The sequence below is a fragment of the Bacillus salipaludis genome, assembly GCF_030938565.1.
Lineage (GTDB): Bacteria > Bacillota > Bacilli > Bacillales > Cytobacillaceae > Neobacillus > Neobacillus salipaludis_A.
This window is the reverse complement of sequence record NZ_JAVGVR010000001.1, coordinates 3,561,187-3,578,711: the sequence shown is the minus strand read 5'-3', so window position 1 is coordinate 3,578,711 and position 17,525 is coordinate 3,561,187. Positions and strand designations below refer to the sequence as shown.

At 38.1% G+C, this 17,525-nt stretch carries 15 protein-coding genes and 1 pseudogene; 6 read left to right on the top strand and 10 right to left on the bottom strand.

The genetic code is table 11. The features are described from left to right. Positions 1-285 precede the first annotated feature (285 nt). Positions 286-2,070, bottom strand: a complete 1,785-nt coding sequence (locus RCG21_RS17710; RefSeq protein WP_308913523.1) for a S9 family peptidase — start codon at positions 2,068-2,070, stop codon at positions 286-288. A 377-nt stretch (positions 2,071-2,447) separates the two neighbouring features. Here RCG21_RS17710 and RCG21_RS17705 point away from each other — a divergent pair, with 377 nt between their 5' ends. The 4 genes from RCG21_RS17705 to RCG21_RS17690 all read left to right on the top strand — a co-directional run bounded on the left by RCG21_RS17705 (position 2,448) and on the right by RCG21_RS17690 (position 5,409). Beyond that, the gene (locus RCG21_RS17705) at positions 2,448-3,176 is read left to right on the top strand and encodes an amino acid ABC transporter ATP-binding protein (RefSeq protein WP_308913522.1); all 729 of its coding nucleotides are present in this window, start codon (positions 2,448-2,450) and stop codon (positions 3,174-3,176) included. Between the two features lie 18 nt (positions 3,177-3,194). Continuing rightward, complete coding sequence (locus RCG21_RS17700; RefSeq protein WP_308913521.1) at positions 3,195-4,001, top strand: transporter substrate-binding domain-containing protein; 807 nt, start codon at positions 3,195-3,197, stop codon at positions 3,999-4,001. 93 nt (positions 4,002-4,094) lie between these two features. Continuing rightward, a complete protein-coding gene (locus RCG21_RS17695; RefSeq protein WP_308913520.1) occupies positions 4,095-4,742 on the top strand; it encodes an amino acid ABC transporter permease in 648 nt (215 codons plus the stop codon). Positions 4,743-4,782: 40 nt separating this feature from the next. Further along, on the top strand, positions 4,783-5,409 hold the full coding sequence (locus tag RCG21_RS17690) for an amino acid ABC transporter permease (RefSeq protein WP_372512766.1): 627 nt from the start codon (positions 4,783-4,785) through the stop codon (positions 5,407-5,409). Between the two features lie 476 nt (positions 5,410-5,885). Here RCG21_RS17690 and RCG21_RS17685 read toward each other — a convergent pair. The 9 genes and pseudogenes from RCG21_RS17685 to RCG21_RS17645 form a co-directional block, all read right to left on the bottom strand. After that, positions 5,886-6,373: pseudogene (locus RCG21_RS17685) on the bottom strand (SDR family oxidoreductase); the annotation flags it as partial. A gap of 381 nt (positions 6,374-6,754) precedes the next feature. Then, positions 6,755-7,597 (bottom strand): phosphoenolpyruvate hydrolase family protein, encoded by an 843-nt coding sequence (locus tag RCG21_RS17680; protein ID WP_133337100.1) that lies wholly within the window; start codon positions 7,595-7,597, stop codon positions 6,755-6,757. Then, positions 7,584-8,825, bottom strand: a complete 1,242-nt coding sequence (locus RCG21_RS17675; protein ID WP_133337102.1) for a Tm-1-like ATP-binding domain-containing protein — start codon at positions 8,823-8,825, stop codon at positions 7,584-7,586. Before RCG21_RS17675 ends, RCG21_RS17680 begins: the two co-directional genes overlap by 14 nt. Next, positions 8,818-9,732, bottom strand: a complete 915-nt coding sequence (locus tag RCG21_RS17670; RefSeq protein WP_133337103.1) for a sugar phosphate isomerase/epimerase family protein — start codon at positions 9,730-9,732, stop codon at positions 8,818-8,820. Before RCG21_RS17670 ends, RCG21_RS17675 begins: the two co-directional genes overlap by 8 nt. 14 nt (positions 9,733-9,746) lie before the next feature. Further along, complete coding sequence (locus tag RCG21_RS17665) at positions 9,747-10,832, bottom strand: Gfo/Idh/MocA family protein (RefSeq protein WP_133337105.1); 1,086 nt, start codon at positions 10,830-10,832, stop codon at positions 9,747-9,749. 32 nt (positions 10,833-10,864) lie between these two features. After that, positions 10,865-11,221, bottom strand: a complete 357-nt coding sequence (locus RCG21_RS17660; RefSeq protein WP_133337107.1) for a cupin domain-containing protein — start codon at positions 11,219-11,221, stop codon at positions 10,865-10,867. Between the two features lie 53 nt (positions 11,222-11,274). Further along, a complete protein-coding gene (locus RCG21_RS17655; RefSeq protein WP_133337109.1) occupies positions 11,275-12,111 on the bottom strand; it encodes a carbohydrate ABC transporter permease in 837 nt (278 codons plus the stop codon). Beyond that, a complete protein-coding gene (locus RCG21_RS17650; protein ID WP_133337111.1) occupies positions 12,111-13,061 on the bottom strand; it encodes a carbohydrate ABC transporter permease in 951 nt (316 codons plus the stop codon). Before RCG21_RS17650 ends, RCG21_RS17655 begins: the two co-directional genes overlap by 1 nt. A 55-nt stretch (positions 13,062-13,116) precedes the next feature. Continuing rightward, the gene (locus tag RCG21_RS17645) at positions 13,117-14,469 is read right to left on the bottom strand and encodes an ABC transporter substrate-binding protein (protein WP_133337113.1); all 1,353 of its coding nucleotides are present in this window, start codon (positions 14,467-14,469) and stop codon (positions 13,117-13,119) included. A 231-nt stretch (positions 14,470-14,700) separates the two neighbouring features. On the opposite strand from RCG21_RS17645, the gene RCG21_RS17640 reads away from it, so the two are divergent. Together RCG21_RS17640 and RCG21_RS17635 are read left to right on the top strand one after the other, a co-directional pair. Continuing rightward, positions 14,701-16,479 (top strand): sensor histidine kinase, encoded by a 1,779-nt coding sequence (locus RCG21_RS17640; protein ID WP_133337115.1) that lies wholly within the window; start codon positions 14,701-14,703, stop codon positions 16,477-16,479. After that, a complete protein-coding gene (locus tag RCG21_RS17635) occupies positions 16,454-17,200 on the top strand; it encodes a response regulator transcription factor (RefSeq protein WP_133337117.1) in 747 nt (248 codons plus the stop codon). Before RCG21_RS17640 ends, RCG21_RS17635 begins: the two co-directional genes overlap by 26 nt. Positions 17,201-17,525 lie beyond the last annotated feature (325 nt).

Here is a 17,525-nt window from a genome sequence, read left to right as displayed (position 1 = left end):
TCTGTTTTCTGAGGTATTTTCTGCAGTTTTCAAAAAGTCCATCGATTATACCTCCCTCAATTGTTGCGACCTTGATTATGATTTACCCCCTTTTCAATCGTTTAAACCTTTTTTAACATTTTTTTCTCGAAATTTTTGTAGCTTAATAGAAACTATATCCAAGTTTTATATTTTTTTTGATTGAATTGGTGGTTTTATGCTCCCTTTTTCCGCTCATAAAACAAGCTAAATAAGGAGAGTAGATTCAAATGGGAATCTGCACTCTCCTTATTTAAAGCTGAGAAATCACTCACCAATATGCCGAATGAGAAATTGTACCATTTCTTTATAGGCAGTACTTTTATTTTTAAGTTTTTCGAATTTATGGCCTTCATCTTCAAACCGAATAAATTCAACTTGGTGATTTCGATCCTTTAATTTCGTCACCATTTGCTCGGATTCTTTTATATGGACACGGGGATCATTTTCCCCATGGAGAACCATTAGCGGGCAAGTGATTCGATCTGTATGATTCAATGGATCAATTCTATCAAAAAATTTTCCGTCTCTTTCTATTGTTCCATATTCAGCCTCCCTCTGCTTCTTACGCCAGGGGCTTGTTGTTTCGAGGAATGTCCGAAGACTTGACATTCCTACAATATCAATGGCAGCAGACCAATACTGAGGAAAATGGCTAATGGCAGCAAGAACCAAAAACCCGCCATAGCTGCCGCCCATTATGGCAATTCTTTCAAAATCTATGTTTCGATTTGTCTTTAGCCACTTAACTATATAAACCAGATCCGTTACAGCATCCATTCTTTTTTGGACATCATCAAGATGGGTGTACGTTTTTCCGTAGCCTGTACTGCCCCTGAAGTTTGGTACACAAACAGCAAACCCTAGATTTAATAGGTATTGATGGATCGAGTTATAAACAGCACGGCTTTGGCTCTCTGGCCCCCCGTGAAGATAAAGAACAACAGGCAGTTTTTTAGTGATATTTTTCGGTTGGTAGTAAAATGCTGGAATCTGAAGTTTATCAAAAGAGTGAAAGGTTATGATTTCCGGTTCGATCAACTTATCCTTGAGAACTGGTGATCGGGAAACATATGTAAGCCTCTCAGCTTGTATGCTCTTAAGATCCAGTTCCCATATTTCGGGTGGATAGGCTGGACCATTAAATTCATAGGCCAGTTTTTGATTATCAGGGGAAAATTTCATTTTTGATATCACACCAACTGGTGTCTTCCATGAATAAAGTTCGCTTGTGTTTAAGTCTAAAATGATCCCTTTGGAAATTCCCCCTTCATTTATCGTATAGGCAAGCTTTTCTTTATCATGACTCATTTCTAGATTTTCATAATCCCACTCTCCAAGCTCCATCCAATCGAAATATTTTGTTTTTAAGTTAATACAGGCAAGCCCAAAGAATTCTCTATCTTTATTGGATAATAAATAGAGATGAGTTCCGTCCTTATTAAAATGGGCATCTATAAAGCTTGCTTCTCCTGAATGGTTTGTTAACCAGTTCACGCACCCAGTTGAAAGGTCAAGTATACCCAAATCATTATCAAGAGGTGCATTTATTTTCTCAATTAATAGCGAATTTCCATCTGGGGCCCATGTAAGGGATGCAAATAGCCCATTATCCGAATAAGCAAGACGGATTTCTAGCGTTTCCAGATTTTGAATGTATAGATCAAAATAAGCTGGATGCCGACGATTACTAGACCAAGCAATCCATTTTCCATCAGGGGAGCTTCCGCCATAACGATGAATATGTTCTGGTGAATTTGTCAGCTCTATTAGTTTATTATCTTTCTTTAGTAAGTGTAATTGCTCATTTTCATTTCCCTTCATATCCATCCCAATAATTACATTAGATGTACCGGTTACATACTTAATAAGGGTTATTCTATCCTGTGTAAAAGAGACTTGGGCAGGCCAGCCTTCACCTCGATTTAGCTCCCATACTTGAGGTACACCCGTATAATCAGCAATAAAGCGTAACTTGTTACCACCAGGAGCGTATTCTGGATTTTTCGCAGTACGCACATGTAAATACGGGTCTAAACTTACAACATCCATAAAATCCTCCTTCCTGTATAAAATCAAAATCGTTCTTTACAATTGAGAGCTGTTGAAAGTTCAAATTAAATTAAACATGATAAAACTCTCCAATCCATTTTATTTAATCAAAGGGGAATTATGCTAAATTGGCCCATACTTGATACTCATTTATACTGCTCTACTTATTGGAGTAAGAAATGTATGTCTTATACAGTAAATCGGAGTAATACTTAGGTACTCTATACTAGATTACCTAGTCTACTATTTTATAATCCTAAAAAAACAAGTAAATGGTCCTGGTTTATTAAAACAAATTAGGAATATACTTTAAATGATTCTAAAATTTACCAAAAGTATTTTACATAACTTTGAGGTATTGGATCAGGAGGTTAAGAATGATTGAATTTAAACAAGTAAATAAGTTTTATGGTGATTTTCATGTCTTAAAAGATATTAATCTCACAATCAATCCAGGTGAAGTTGTAGTAGTAATAGGTCCCTCCGGTTCAGGGAAAAGCACTTTGCTGCGCTGTATCAATCATCTGGAAACAATCTCTGACGGTACACTCACCGTAAATGGGATATCTGTAGGAGATAAAAAAACAGATATCAATAAGCTAAGGCGTAATATTGGAATGGTGTTTCAGCACTTTAACTTATATCCCCACAAAACGGTGCTTGAAAATATAACTCTTGCTCCTATGAAAGTATTGAACCTAACCGAAAAAGAAGCGAAGAATACAGCAAAACACTATCTCGATAAGGTAGGGATATTAGATAAGGCCGCTTCTTATCCTTCTCAGCTTTCCGGGGGCCAGCAGCAGCGTGTTGCCATTGCCCGCGGCCTTGCAATGAAACCAGAAATCATGCTTTTCGATGAACCGACCTCGGCACTTGATCCCGAGATGATTGGGGAGGTTCTAGATGTTATGAAGGCCCTTGCCAAGGAAGGCATGACGATGGTCGTAGTCACTCACGAAATGGGCTTTGCCAGAGAGGTGGCCGACCGAATCGTATTTATGAATGAAGGACAAATATTAGAAGAAGCAGTTCCGGCTGATTTTTATGAGAACCCACGTGAAGAACGGGCTCGCTTATTTCTCAGCCGTATATTAAATCATTAATTAATAGGGGGAAAGGAAATGTTCAAAACAAAAAATTTATTAAAAATGGTGGTCGTATCAACAATGGCTGCCCTGCTTCTTGCCGGCTGCGGCGGGGACAAGGACTCGAAAGGCAGCAGCAAGGATGTACTTGCCAAGATTAAGGAAGATAAAAAAATCGTATTTGGAGTTAAATATGACACGCGTTTATTTGGATTGAAAAATCCTTCAACGGGTAAGGTAGAAGGTTTCGATATTGATCTCTCCAAAGCTCTTGCAGAAGAAATGTTTGGAAAGGATGTTAAACCTGAGTATGTAGAGGTTACATCGAAAACAAGGGTTGGACTCCTTAATAATGGCAAGGTTGATGCCGTTGTCGCGACAATGACCATCACGGATGAACGAAAAAAAGAAGTAGACTTTACGGATGTCTATTTTGATGCGGGACAATCTTTGCTTGTGAAAAAAGGCAGCAAGATTCATAGCATTGCAGACTTGAAAAAAGGGACGAAAGTGCTTGCAGTTAAAGGCTCCACATCGACGATCAATATTCGTGAAAAAGCCCCTGAAACAACAGTCCTAGAATTCGAAAACTATGCGGAGGCCTTTACAGCCTTAAAAGCGGGTAAGGGTGATGCCTTGACCACAGATGATTCAATCCTTTATGGAATGGCAGAAGAAGATCCATCTTATGAACTGGTTGGTGGAACGTTCACGGAAGAACCTTATGGTATCGCTGTTAAAAAAGGCAATAAAGATCTTGTCGATGCGTTGAATAAAGCATTAAAAAGCCTGAAGGATTCAGGAAAGTACGATGAAATAAAGAATAAATGGATAAAAAAATAATCCCTTTTTAACAGGTTTCAAGTCAGGATGGGCAGTTGTAAGTTTGTACGTTTACAATCCAGCTCATCCTGATTCATTAGGAGGAGATCGCTTGTGGATTTCTCGATTTTAACCATTAATATCGATTCATTTTTGCAAGGATTAAAAATAACCCTAATTGCTAGTTTAATTGCATTACTATGCAGCTTCCTTTTGGGAACAATGATTGCAGTGATGCGAATTGGCCCCTTTAAACTACTAAACTGGCTCGGTACGGCCTATGTTGAATTTATCCGTAATATACCGGTACTCGTTATCATCTTTTTCACCTACTTGGTTGGAAACTTTGGCGGGATGGTGGCAGGAACAATAGGATTGACCATTTATACGTCGTCTTTCATTGCCGAAGCCATCCGTGCTGGAATTTTGTCGGTTCCAAAAGGCCAAATGGAGGCGGCCCGCTCGACTGGGTTGAGTTACGGCCAGGCAATGAGAATGGTTATCCTACCCCAGGCAATTAAAATTGTCATCCCTCCTCTCGGCAATCAATTTATCAATTTAGTTAAAAATTCATCATTGTTAGCCGTCGTCGCTGGCGGGGATTTAATGTATCAGGGGGACTTAATTTCAGCAAAAACCTACGTAACCTTTGATACCTATGTGTTTGTTGCCCTATTTTATTTATTGTTAACCATTCCTTTAAGCCTTGGTGTAGGGTATTTAGAAAAACGCATGGCTCGCAGTCATGTAGGAGGTGCATAAAAGGGTGGATTTTCTGGCACCGTTCACTGAAGTATATACACTGGACAATTTTAAATTTTTATTGGAAGGATTTGGGGTCACTCTTAAGGTCGCGGCCATTTCGATTGTCCTCAGTTTTGTTATTGGCGGTCTTATTGGCACCCTCAGATATGCGCGGATTCCCGTTGTTTCACCCGTTCTTGCTTTCATTGTCGAGACGATTCGTAACCTTCCCTTGCTGTTGATCATTTTCTTTACCTATTTTGCATTGCCCGAGATCGGAATTGAGATGGAAATAACCACTGCAGCGATCGCAGCATTGACCGTTTTTGAATCGGCGATGCTGTCAGAAATTATCCGAAGCGGATTAAACTCCATCGAAAAAGGCCAGATTGAAGCAGGGCGTTCGTCCGGACTGACCTATATCCAGACATTACGCTATATCATCATGCCCCAGGCTTTGAGACGAATGGTTCCCCCTATTGTCAGTCAATTTATTTCTCTGCTTAAAGATACATCCCTGGCAGTCGTCATTGCCCTGCCGGATTTATTACACAACGGACAAATTATTTACGCCCAAAAAGGATCGTATGTGATACCTGTTTTTATCATTTTGGCGTTGATGTACTTTATTGTAAATTATGCTTTGTCACTCATTGCACGAAGGTTAGAAGTAAAACAGACTTAAAAAATCCGGCTTCTCTTTAGGCCGGATTTTTTTCTTGAAAGGTATCTTCCGGTGTTTTTGCAATTAAAAAATGCTATTTACTTTCCTGTTTTTATTTTTACTAAAAAGCTCTGTTAAACTTAGTTGTTGATTTCCACTCCAGGATGCTCGCTTTCCGCGGGGCGGGCGGTAAGCCTCCTCGGCGCTTAAGCGCCTGTGGGGTCTACCTGTCCCGCTGCTCCCGCAGGACACTGAATTTCTTCCTTGAATCCACCCACGCACGAAGGAAATGCGTTAGCATTTTCGAGGAGTCTCGCACCTTCCGCTCCAATCAACGCTGTTCAAAAAATCAACATTGTTCTTTAACACAGCCTTTCACTAAAAAAGATTTCAAAGAAACTGGAGTGCCATGGGGACGGTTCTTGCGGCCACTTTTGAACTAAAAAAGCAACAAGAACTGTCCGCTAAGTTTCCCCTTGGTCCTTCCCTAGATGTTTTTAAGATGCAATCAATTGCCCGCCGTTGACATGAAGTGTTTGACCTGTTTCAAAAACGGGAATCATCAGAGGCTAGATAAACAAACGTTGGAGCAACCTCAAACGGCTGGCCTTGGCGCTTCATTGGGTTTTCTGCCAGTGCTACCTGATCAGCCGAAAAGCTGGCTGGTATGTGGGGTGTCCATATACGTCCAGGTGCAATAGCATTTACCCTTACCTTTGTCAATTAAATTTCGTGCTAATGCGCGTGTAAACGCAACGTTTGCCCCCTTTGTCGCCGAGTAATCCATCAATTGATCACTTCCATAATATGCGACAACCGAGGCAGTATTAATGATGGAGCTGCCTGCCTTTAAGTAAGGGAGGGCGGCACGAGTTGTATAAAAATGGGAGTAGATATTTACCTTAAATGTATCATCAAACTGCTCATCCGTAATATCAAGCAGGCTTAATTGCTGAAACTGGATGCCGACATGATTACAAAGTAATCATATTATTTCAGTCGGGAAGTCATGCTCTTGTTAGTAGAACATTCTGATAAAAAGGTAAAACTGATATACAATGCGAATCCATATTCTTTTAAAATGCCAAAAATTGGACCGAGGCCGCCTTATTACTATAATCCGAGATATGAGCAGTATTATCCTATTATCTAAATCGAACTAAAATAAAAAGATACAAATTAAAGAGGGACAGATGACGCAATCATCTGTCCAATATTTCTTCTATGAATTTTAGTTTCCTACAAGTTGCAGAGGTCTTTTCTTTCTTAAGTTATTTTATAAAAAAAGTCTCCTCCAATCTCTTTTCTTGCTTTTTAAATTGAATTATTAAAAACCAAAGCGACAGGTAACCCTGCCGCCTTTTTTTTATGAATAGATTTTATTTTTATTAATCTCCTTAAACTTCTTAACCTGCCCCGAAATAGCCAATTCAGTCGGAAGACGTTCAATACTGGAGGCTCCAAAAAATCCTGAAACACCTTTGGTTTTACTTAAAACATATTCGGCATCTTCTGGTTCGGAGATAGGACCACCGTGACACAAAACAATAATATTTGGATTCACTCTCTTACCTGCATCATGAATCCGCTGTACCAGATTGACGGCACCATCAATATCGATAGCAGTTTTCGCACCAATGGCCCCTTTTGTTGTTAAACCGACATGGGCTACTAATATATCAGCGCCTGCCTCTGCCATTTTCACAGCATCATCTTCATTAAAAACATATGGGGAAGTCACTAATCCCAGAGCATGCGCCTTTTTAATCATTTCCACTTCCAGATCATAGCCCATGCCGGTTTCCTCTAAGTTTTGGCGAAACTGCCCATCGCATAATCCTACAGTTGGGAAGTTTTGCACACCGGAAAATCCTAATTCCTTCAATTGTTTTAAAAAGTAATCCATGTCTCTAAATGGATCTGTGCCGCAAACCCCCGCCAAAACAGGGGTATTCTTCACAACCGGTAATACCTCATGTCCCATTTCTACCACAATCTGGTTGGCGTCTCCATATGGCATTAAGCCTGCTAATGAACCACGGCCAGCCATCCGATAGCGGCCTGAATTATAGATGATAATAAGATCAATTCTGCCCATTTCTGCACTTTTTGCCGATAAACCTGTTCCCGCACCCCCGCCGATAATGACTTGATTGTTTTCAATTTGTTTATTTAAACGAGATAATACTTCCTCTCTAGGAATTCGCATTTTTGACACCACCTATTTTTGTTTTTAGTAAATCCAATAATTGGTTAGCTATTAAACTAGAAACACGAGAATCATTGATATCCTCTTCCACTTCTAAAAATGTAATATGTGGTGCTAAGTTCTCTTTAATACCAGTATACAAAGCTTCCCTTTCTTCCATGCCATCAAATGGCTGACCAGCCCTGTCTAATAATGACACCCCGCCCTTTGGAAAGATAACAACTGTTGGTGAATGACTCTTACTTAATTTCCGTGCTAGTATTCCACCTAATAAATAGTTTTCTTCCACTGTTGTCCTCATAAGAGTAGTGGTGGGATTATGTTGATAGAATTTCCGATCTTTAAATTTTTCCGGTACTGTTTCAGAAGGACCGAAATTCACCATATCAAGGGCGCCTACTGAAACAACTTGAGGAATTCCCATAGCACCTGCTACTTCTAAACGCTGTTCACTTGAAGAAAAAATTCCGCCAACAAGTCCATCGGCCAACTCAGTAGTAGTAATATCAACCACACCCTGAATAAATCCATCGTTTATTAAATTTTCCATCGCATCCCCACCTGCTCCGGTAGCATGAAAGACAAGAACGTCAAAACCATTCTTTTCTAAAATTTCTCTCGTCTTGTTCACACATGGTGTGGTAACTCCAAACATGGTAGCCCCTATCATTGGCTTTTCTTCATTCACAGCAGTAATGGAATTTCCTTTTACCATCCCACTGAGGGCATTTGCAGCATTCCGAAGGATTCGGGCAGATAAACTATTAATTCCTGCAATATCTACAATCGAATACAACATCATAATATCTTTTTCACCAACATATGGTCTGGTGTTTCCTGAAGCAACAGTGGAAACAATAAGTTTTGGTATTCCAACCGGTACATTTTTCATGGCAGCTGCTCCAACAGTTGTTCCAGCCGTTCCTCCCATTCCAAAAACACCTGCAACACGGTCTTCATCTACTAATTTCTTTACAATTGCATTTGCTCCCTTTGTCATAACTGCAACCGCAAATCCACGATCTTCTTTATTCCTTAGTTCTTCAATTGAAGAACCTCCAGCTAATGCAACCTCTTTATTAAGAATGTCACCAACAGTAGAAGACTCATAAACACCAGTGTTGATTAGTAAGGTTTCATGGCCCGATTCTTCAATAATCTCTTTTACATATAAAAATTCTTTTTCCTTCGTATCAAGTGAACCAACTAAAACAACTTTCTTACTCATGAGCTCCCTCCTTTTTTAGAACAATCTCGAAATATTCTTTGGTACGGCGAACAACTTCTACCTCACCGAGTTTATCTTGCTGGTAAAAGGACGGATAATGGGTGTCAATCGTTAAAATTGCCTGTGGGTCATATTCTGCAAGCGCCTTCATAATAGATTCATGATCAAAGTCATCTTTGCCTGCAATAGCAAAATTACCAAACAAGCCATATGGGTTTTCTTTTGTGATTGAATTTGATAAGCGTGAAGCTCCTTTTAAATGGGTTTGATAGATAGACCTTTTAATAGGTTCATATTTTTCCAAGGTTGGATATTCCCCTGCTCGCCAGCCATTGACAATATCCCAATTAATTTTTAAATGAGGATGATTTGTGTATTTCATCAGAATCCCTAATTCTTCACAATTACTCGTTAAGGTAGGGGGTTCATTTTCAACCAATAAGATTTTTCCTCGATTTTTTGCATGTTCTGCATGTCTTAGTAAAACTTCTGCATTATGTTTATACTGTCGTTGCTTTTCTTCATCCGATAATAGATTGAAATCCTCTTGGCGGTATAATGAATAAATTCTTATATACGAGGTATTAAATATATCAGCTAAATCAAATAATCGATTTAAAACGGTACTCATTTGTTTATGATGATTTTCGTCATCGTTCCGATAAGATGGTTCCCCGGAGAAGGTACATGGGTTGACAGACCAAGAACTTAAACAGCTAACCTTTAGATTTTCCTTTTCGATTTGTAAACTTAGTTTTCTAGCTTTATCTAAGGGAATATTATCGATTGTAGAACCGTCTAATTTTCCTCTTAAATCAATGTTGACAAACCCCAAATTCTTAACATGTTGAAGTGCCTCTTCAAATGACTCACAGCCTAACATATCCGTAAAAATACTCAAATTCATTTTTTACCCTCCTGTTATTCAATTGTGATCCATTTTCCAGAGCGATTATTTTTGTATGCCTCAAAGATTTTGGTTAAATGTAGAGAATCCTTTAATGTTGCCCGTTCAATTTTCCTGCCATTTAATACTGCATTGGAAAAGTGATTGACGCTTTGAACCATTCCCTGCAGAAATAGGTTTTTATTATAAATTTGCCCTAAAGAAAACTCCGGCTCCCAATGTACTGGACCATCCGTCGGATTATCACCAATAAAGGACGGGGCCTTCCCATATTCTCCACTGCCTTTTGATCCCTTATAGTAGGACAGCCTCATTCCGTTATCAATGACAACATTCTGCTTATTTCCTATCACTTCATATCTTTCAAGAGGACTCGTATCTGCTTGAGTGGAAGGTAGCTCCAGATTTCCAACCGCACCTGACTTAAATGAGAGAAGTGTCTGAACGTTTCCACTTGGTTGGTGCTCAATGAAAAGCATTTCCTTTACTTCACCCATGAGATAATGAATGCCGGACATTGGGTGACAGATATCTAAAAACCAATGTAAACCAGTTCGTTCGCAAAGCTCCTCTTGAAATGGGGACAAAGTAAGCGGGTATCTCCCTGATATGGATACCGGCTCTCCAAATAGCTCACTCTCAAGAATCTTTTTGGCTTTGACAAACGTTGGATAAAAATAACGTTTATTTGAAACAAGAACAAACTGACCTGTTTTTTCTTCTAACTCGATTAATTCTTCTGCTTCTCTCGCAGTATAGGAAACTGGCTTTTCGATCCATGCAGGCAGTCCCGCCTTCAAAATATCTGGAACAATTTTCGGATATAGAGGGTGACCATTTTGATCAAAATTTAAGACAACAAAAACAGCATCCAAATCTTCTTTTTTCAACATTTCTTTATAATCTGTATAAGCTTTTTCTGCTCCAAATCTTTTTTTATAGATTTCAGCTCGATCTTGGTTTAAATCACAAACAGCAACTAAGTCAACTGGTGCATAATCAAACGTTGGGTAAACATTTCGGAATGCATGGGCTCCGCATCCAATAAACCCAACCCTAATCTTATTGGAATACTCATAATTAAATTTAATTGGTTCCATTGTTTCTCCCCTCTTCACCCTTTATTAAACTATTATTCACCGATTGTCTGACGGGCTGGTGCTGAATAGGCGATGATCATTCTACAAGGTTCCCAGCTAGTAACAGTGGCATTATGTGGTACATTTCTCGGGATTCGCAACATCATTCCAGGCTTAAGATGATAGGTTTCGTCCCCAAGGGTATGATCACACTCTCCGGATAACACGAAGATTAATTCTTCACAATTTGGGTGGACGTGACGATCATTGGCTTCCCCGGCGTTTATATATACCATTCCAAATGTCATTTCACATTCTGGATCAATATCCTGGCCACAGAGCCATTGAATTCCGCCCCAATCCATTGGTAATAAGTGTTTTTCAGCATTCAAATCCGTAATTGTTGCCATTTAAAAATCTCTCCATTCCTTTGTTATTTTTAAAAACTGCGTAGAAGTAATCGTTACTTATTGGCCCCATCGGTCATTCCTTCCACAAAAGACCGTTGGAAAATAATATAGATAATAATGCTAGGAATCATACTAATCACAGTACCTCCAAAGATTAATCCAAAATTTGTCGTCTGCTCCCCCTGGAAAGAATATAATCCAAGTGAAATCGTAAATTTGTTTTGAGAAATCAATAAGACTAATGGAAGTAAAAAGTCATTCCAGATATTCATAAAAGTGAAAATCAGCAGGGCTACTAAACCAGGTTTGGCTAAAGGCAGAATAACTGACCAAAAGGTTCGCCATTCACCGGCACCATCAATGGCTGCTGATTCTTTAAGCTCCTTTGGAATATCCCGAAAAGTATTTCTCATCAGGAATACGGAAAACGGCAGCGCTAACCCAGATGAAACTAAGGTTACCCCTGTCAATGTATTCACTAAGCCCATTGATTTTAATTGAAAGAAAATGGGGATGATGATTGCCTGTACAGGTAGTGACATCCCTAATAGCACCAAATAGAAAATGAGATTATTTCCTTTAAAGTTTAATTGCGCAAAAGCATATCCTGCAGGGCAGGCCACCAACGCAACAATCAACATTCCGCCAATAGTAATAAAAGCACTGTTTAAGAAATAAGCTTTAAAGTTTCCCAGATTCCAGGCATTGATATAATTATCAAAATTCCACGATTTTGGCAGCGAAAAAGGACTGCTGAAAATTTCCATATTTGTCTTAAAACTTGCAATGACCGCATAAAAGATAGGTGCCGTAATAAAAAGGAGAAGAATGAGCAGGACCGCCCATAGGGTAATTTGTGAAGATTTCCATCTTTTAAGAATAGACTCCACTAATGTTCACTCCTTTCCCGGTAATAATTAAAGGCAACCGTAAACAGGATTACGATGATTCCCAATACCACACTTCCTGCCGTTGCATAGCTTACCTTATTCATACTAAAGGCCGCCTTATAGACATAGGTTGAAACAAGTTCACTCATATAGAATGGTCCACCCTGGGTCATAATCCAAATTAATGCAAAACCCTTTAGCGCATTTATAATAACCATACTAATGACAACGTTCAGGGTATTCCGTAAACTGGGAATCGTTATACTCCAAAATTTTCTGATTGGACCTGCTCCATCCAAGTCGGCCGCCTCATATAGTTCATGATTAATATTCTGTAAACCTGCTAAAAATAGTATCAAATAGAGACCATAAAAGGCCCAAGTGCTGGCAACCACTAATGCTGGTATTACAAAGAGAGGCTCTCCCAGCCAATTTTTTGCAGCATTTTCTAAGCCTATCGATCTTAAAAATACGTTGATGGGTCCCATATTCGGATCATAAATTTTCGACCATAAAACCCCAACAACGGCTAAAGATAGAACACTTGGCAGGTAAAAGCCTGCCCGGAAGAAAGTCTTTCCTCTTTTTAACCGGCTAATTAAAACAGCCAATATTAAGGTCGGGATAACCATTAGTATTAAACTTAGGACCACCCATAACAAATTGTGTCCCAGTGCCTTTAAAAATATTTTGTCACCGGTAAGTTTTAAATAGTTTTCGAGACCGATAAATTTCATCGAGGATGCGGCTCCATCCCAATCAAAAAAACTTAATCTAATGGCGTCAATCATCGGATAGAGCATAAAAATGGCATACAAAATGAGCGCTGGTGATAGAAAGGAAAGAATCATAAGGATCTTTTTAACTTTGACTTTTCTTTTTCCCTTCATAACTGCGGGACTATTCTTTTGATCAATCTTTAAAGAGGATGCGGAATCAGATAAATTCAATGTTTACTCCTCCTTTACGATGAGGGGTTCAAAGTTTTAAACCCCTCATATTCTATTACTTGTTTAATTTGAATCCCGCAGCACGATCCTTCTCGGCAGCTGCTTCAATATTATTCATAGCTTCCTTAGGTGAGATCAAGCCACCAACCAGACCCTGTAAGTTTTGATAATAGGCCTCTTTTGCTTCCACTCCAATAAACACACTTGGATTGTAGCCAGAACCATCTGCAATTTCTTTCATAGATGTTTTTAAAACATCGCTAACCGGTTCAATTCCTTCTGATGCTTTTGAGGCAGGAACAAAATTGTAATCAGGCTTGTGTAGAACAATATCGCTATAATCCTTTGAAACGATAAAATTAAACCATTTCTCTGCTAAATCAACATCTTTCGCTTTTGTCGGAACCACCCAGGTTAACCCGATTCCACCAACTGGTTTAGCCGTCTTTCCTTCAATAAAGGAGGGCATCATAAACATATTGACGCTTTTTTGTAAGCTTTGAGCCGCAAGGTCCGTAATTAAGTAGGTTCCCTCTGCTTCCATCGCTGCTTTTTTACCTAAAAATCTGAATTTCGAATCAGCTTGTGTTTGCGTTACAGATTCCTTGGCAATATAGCCCCTTTTCACCCAATCGTTCATCATTTCTGCTACCTTCACAATTTCCGGATCATTCCACTTTCCGTTTCCATATAAAAGATTTTCTACTTTTTCAGTACCGGCGACAGATTCCAACATAACGCCAAACAACCATCCAATAGCGTATCCATTACGCGCTCCTACCGTAATAGGTGAGACTCCGTCCTCTTTTAATTTTTGAAGTGTTTTCAAGAATTCTTCTTTTGTTTTTGGTACCTCTAACCCGCTTTTCTGGAAGATATCTTTGTTATAGAAAATTCCAATGGCATCAATCATATGGGGTAATTCATAAATATTTTTTTCACCAGAGATAAGATTATAAGCAAATGGGCGCAGTTTATCTTTCCAATCATTTCTTTCATACATTTTATTTAACGGTTGAATTAAATTCACATCCGATAACACAGAAACCCTGCCGGGGCCGGCATTCATGAGAATCGCATCAGGCGGATTTACTCCGGACTGCAAGAGAGTTGGCAGTTTTCCAGATTCCACTTGTACATCACCTGTGGCAATATGGACGTTAATACCAGGGTTTAGTTCTTTAAATTTCTCAACAACATCTGCCCATTGTTGTTTTTCGACATCGTTATAGTAATTGGGAATATAGAGATCAAGCGTTTTGCCCTTCTCGGCTTTTGAACTATTACTTCCATCCTGTTTACTAGAATTGTTTTCGTTACTAGCTGTAGGAGACTGACAACCAACGATCATGGTTAACACTAAAACAACTGTTAGCACCAAAGTAAAAAAATTCCTGTAATTTTTCACCTTTTGACCCTCCCCCAAACATCTACCTATGAATTTTTTAGTTTTTTACCGAAAAAGAATTTTACTTTTTATCCTCCCTTCGTTATTCTAAAAATAGCAAACTTGAACTTATTGATAATTATAATTTTTTTAAATAATTAAACAACGGGATAAATCGTAGGAAAAAAGGGACATTTCGTGGATAGCAAAAAAACTAAAGTAATCTATTAAAAAGGAGGAAAATTTGACCAAATGAGGTTTTTAAACTCCATCTTCTTTAAACTCATTATTTCCTTTATACTCATCTCAGTTATTCCCCTTTCTTTGGTTGGATGGATTACATTTAACAAATATTCACAAAGCCTCTATGAAAATTTGCAGTATCATGCAAATTATATTTTAAGTCAGAAAATGAAAGCGCTTAATACTTTTTTATTTGATTTAGAAAGAATGCAATCTGGAATAAAGAGCAGCGCAGTATTTTCACAATTTCTAGCAAACCAAGATCCTACTCTGCATCCACAGTTCTACTTAAAACTTGATGCTCTGATGGAAAGTATTCAAACGATCCGCCCGGAAACAGTTGGTATAACCATTATTAGTAATAACGGTTTTGTTTACAATTACGGTTATTCCCTTAATATGAATTTTACAAAAGACAATTTTAATAACCTTCCCTGGTTAAAAGATATAGAAAAAAATAACCTGAACCCTCTTATTACGAATCTACACACCAGAACCTATTCCAATCTAGATAAAAATCAAAAGGTATATTCCTATGTTCAAAAGGTTTGGGATCGAAATCTAAGAAGTTACGGCTATATGGTGATTGATTTTAAGCCTGAATTACTCGAATACATATTAAATAATGAACTAGATTCCGAAACTTCATCCGGAACATTTATATATAACAATCAAGGCTTTGTCTTAGCACCGGCACGCTTAGCTCATATCTCCTTTGACTCCGTACAAAAACAAAAAAATGGGTCAACTATCCATACCAAAGACCATAAGAGCTATCTGCTTTTTAAACAATATAATCCTACAACGAAGTGGTATGTAGCAGAATATTTCGAAGCAAATGATTTTTATAAGCCAGTCACACAAGTGAAATGGATCGTATGGATGATCACCATTACAAGTGTAATCGTTTGTTTATTATCAGCTATGTTCATCTCCCATAGAATATCCAAACCGATTAAGATATTGCAGAGAGTGATGTCCAAGGTTAAAAACGGTAACCTTAATCAAAAATTTATCGTTAAATCGAAGGACGAAATTGGTGAACTCGGACAAGGATTTAATGAAATGATTGTCCAGATTAATAGGTTAGTCCAATCAGTGGCTGAGGAAGAGAAATTAAAAAAAGCTGCAGAAATCACCGCACTTCAACTGCAGATTAATCCCCATTTCCTTTATAACACACTGGAATCGATAAACTCACTGGCACGAATGAAGAAGGAACACGAAATTAGTCATTTAATTGTTCTTTTAGGAAGATTATTACGTTTAAGTATCAGCTCTTTTGAAGAGAAAATCCCCATACATCAAGAAGTTATGTACCTCGAAAGTTATTTGGAAATTCAAAAGATCAGAATGCGCTATCCCCTTGAATATTCAATAGTAATGAATGATGATATAAAATTCTGTCTAACTGTAAAACTGATTCTCCAACCGATTGTGGAGAATGCCATCATACACGGAATCGACCCTTTAAGATCCTTCGGGAAACTAATTATTAAGGGAAAACAGGTAGATGAGAATATCATCTTCACCGTTACAGATAATGGAAAAGGCATAGAGCCAGACAATCTCCAACAATTACAGGACCGGCTAAAAAATAATTCAGAGGATTTATCTAAGTATAAAAAGAAAATTGGTTTATACAATGTTCAAACTAGGATTCAATCACATTACGGAAATAACTATGGAATCAGGATCGAAAGCAAATTAAACAAAGGTACAACCATCACGGTAAAAATCCCTAAAGAGGTGAATTCAGATTATGAGAAAAATGTTAATTGTGGATGACGATTGGTTAATCTCCAGCAGTTTAATGGCAATGGATGAATGGAATGAGCGGAATATTGACGTGATTGGAACAGCAGAAAATGGAACCGAAGCATTGTACTGGTTGGAAAACGAAAAAATAGACATGATTTTAACAGACATTCGAATGCCAAATATGGACGGCCTTGAATTAACCAAACATATCTACGAAAATTCCCCCAGAATTCAGGTCATTATTATGAGTGGTTATGAGGAATTTACCTATGCTCATAATGCACTGAAATATAATGCAAGGGGTTATATATTAAAACCAATCGATACGGATGAATTATTTGAAGTGATTGATAAGATTCAAAAGGAAACAGAAATTAAGAGCCAAGATTCTCCTTTGAATGAGGAAAAATCTGCTTCCTATCATGAAAGATTAGTTTTGAGTGCCAAATCCTACATAAACGCAAACTATATGAAAACGATTTCTTTAAAAGATGTTGCGAAGCGTGTTCACCTAACAGAGCATTACTTCGGACAAATTTTCAAAGCTACAACGAACGAATCCTTCAATCAATTTCTTACCCGAGTAAGAATGGAAAAAGCCTGTCACCTGTTGAAAAATCCGAACCTTAAATATTATCAAATCAGCCAGCAAGTGGGATATACTGACCCTAAATATTTCACTAAAATGTTTCAGAAGTCATATGGATCAACACCGCGGGAATATAGGAATCGAATATTTCATTCTTAAGTGTTAGAAATAATTTGACTTATTCAAAGTCCCATAAGATCATATCCGAAGGGGTTTTCCGTAAAGTTGAAAAAAATATCGTATTATGTGTTAAATTGAATACTTTTTCAAAGGTATGAATTTTTGACGTATAAAAAATCCTCGAATCCTACTGGATCCGAGGATTTCTTGCCTTCCCCACGAAATGACCATGCAGATGTTGTTGTTTCACCTGGTAGATGTAAACTTCCAAAAATATCTAAAGTGATAAAAACACTCGCTTTTAAAAGAGGCCATTGAAAAGTTGGCCAAAACCAGGAAAAGCAATAATCTATTCTGTTTTACA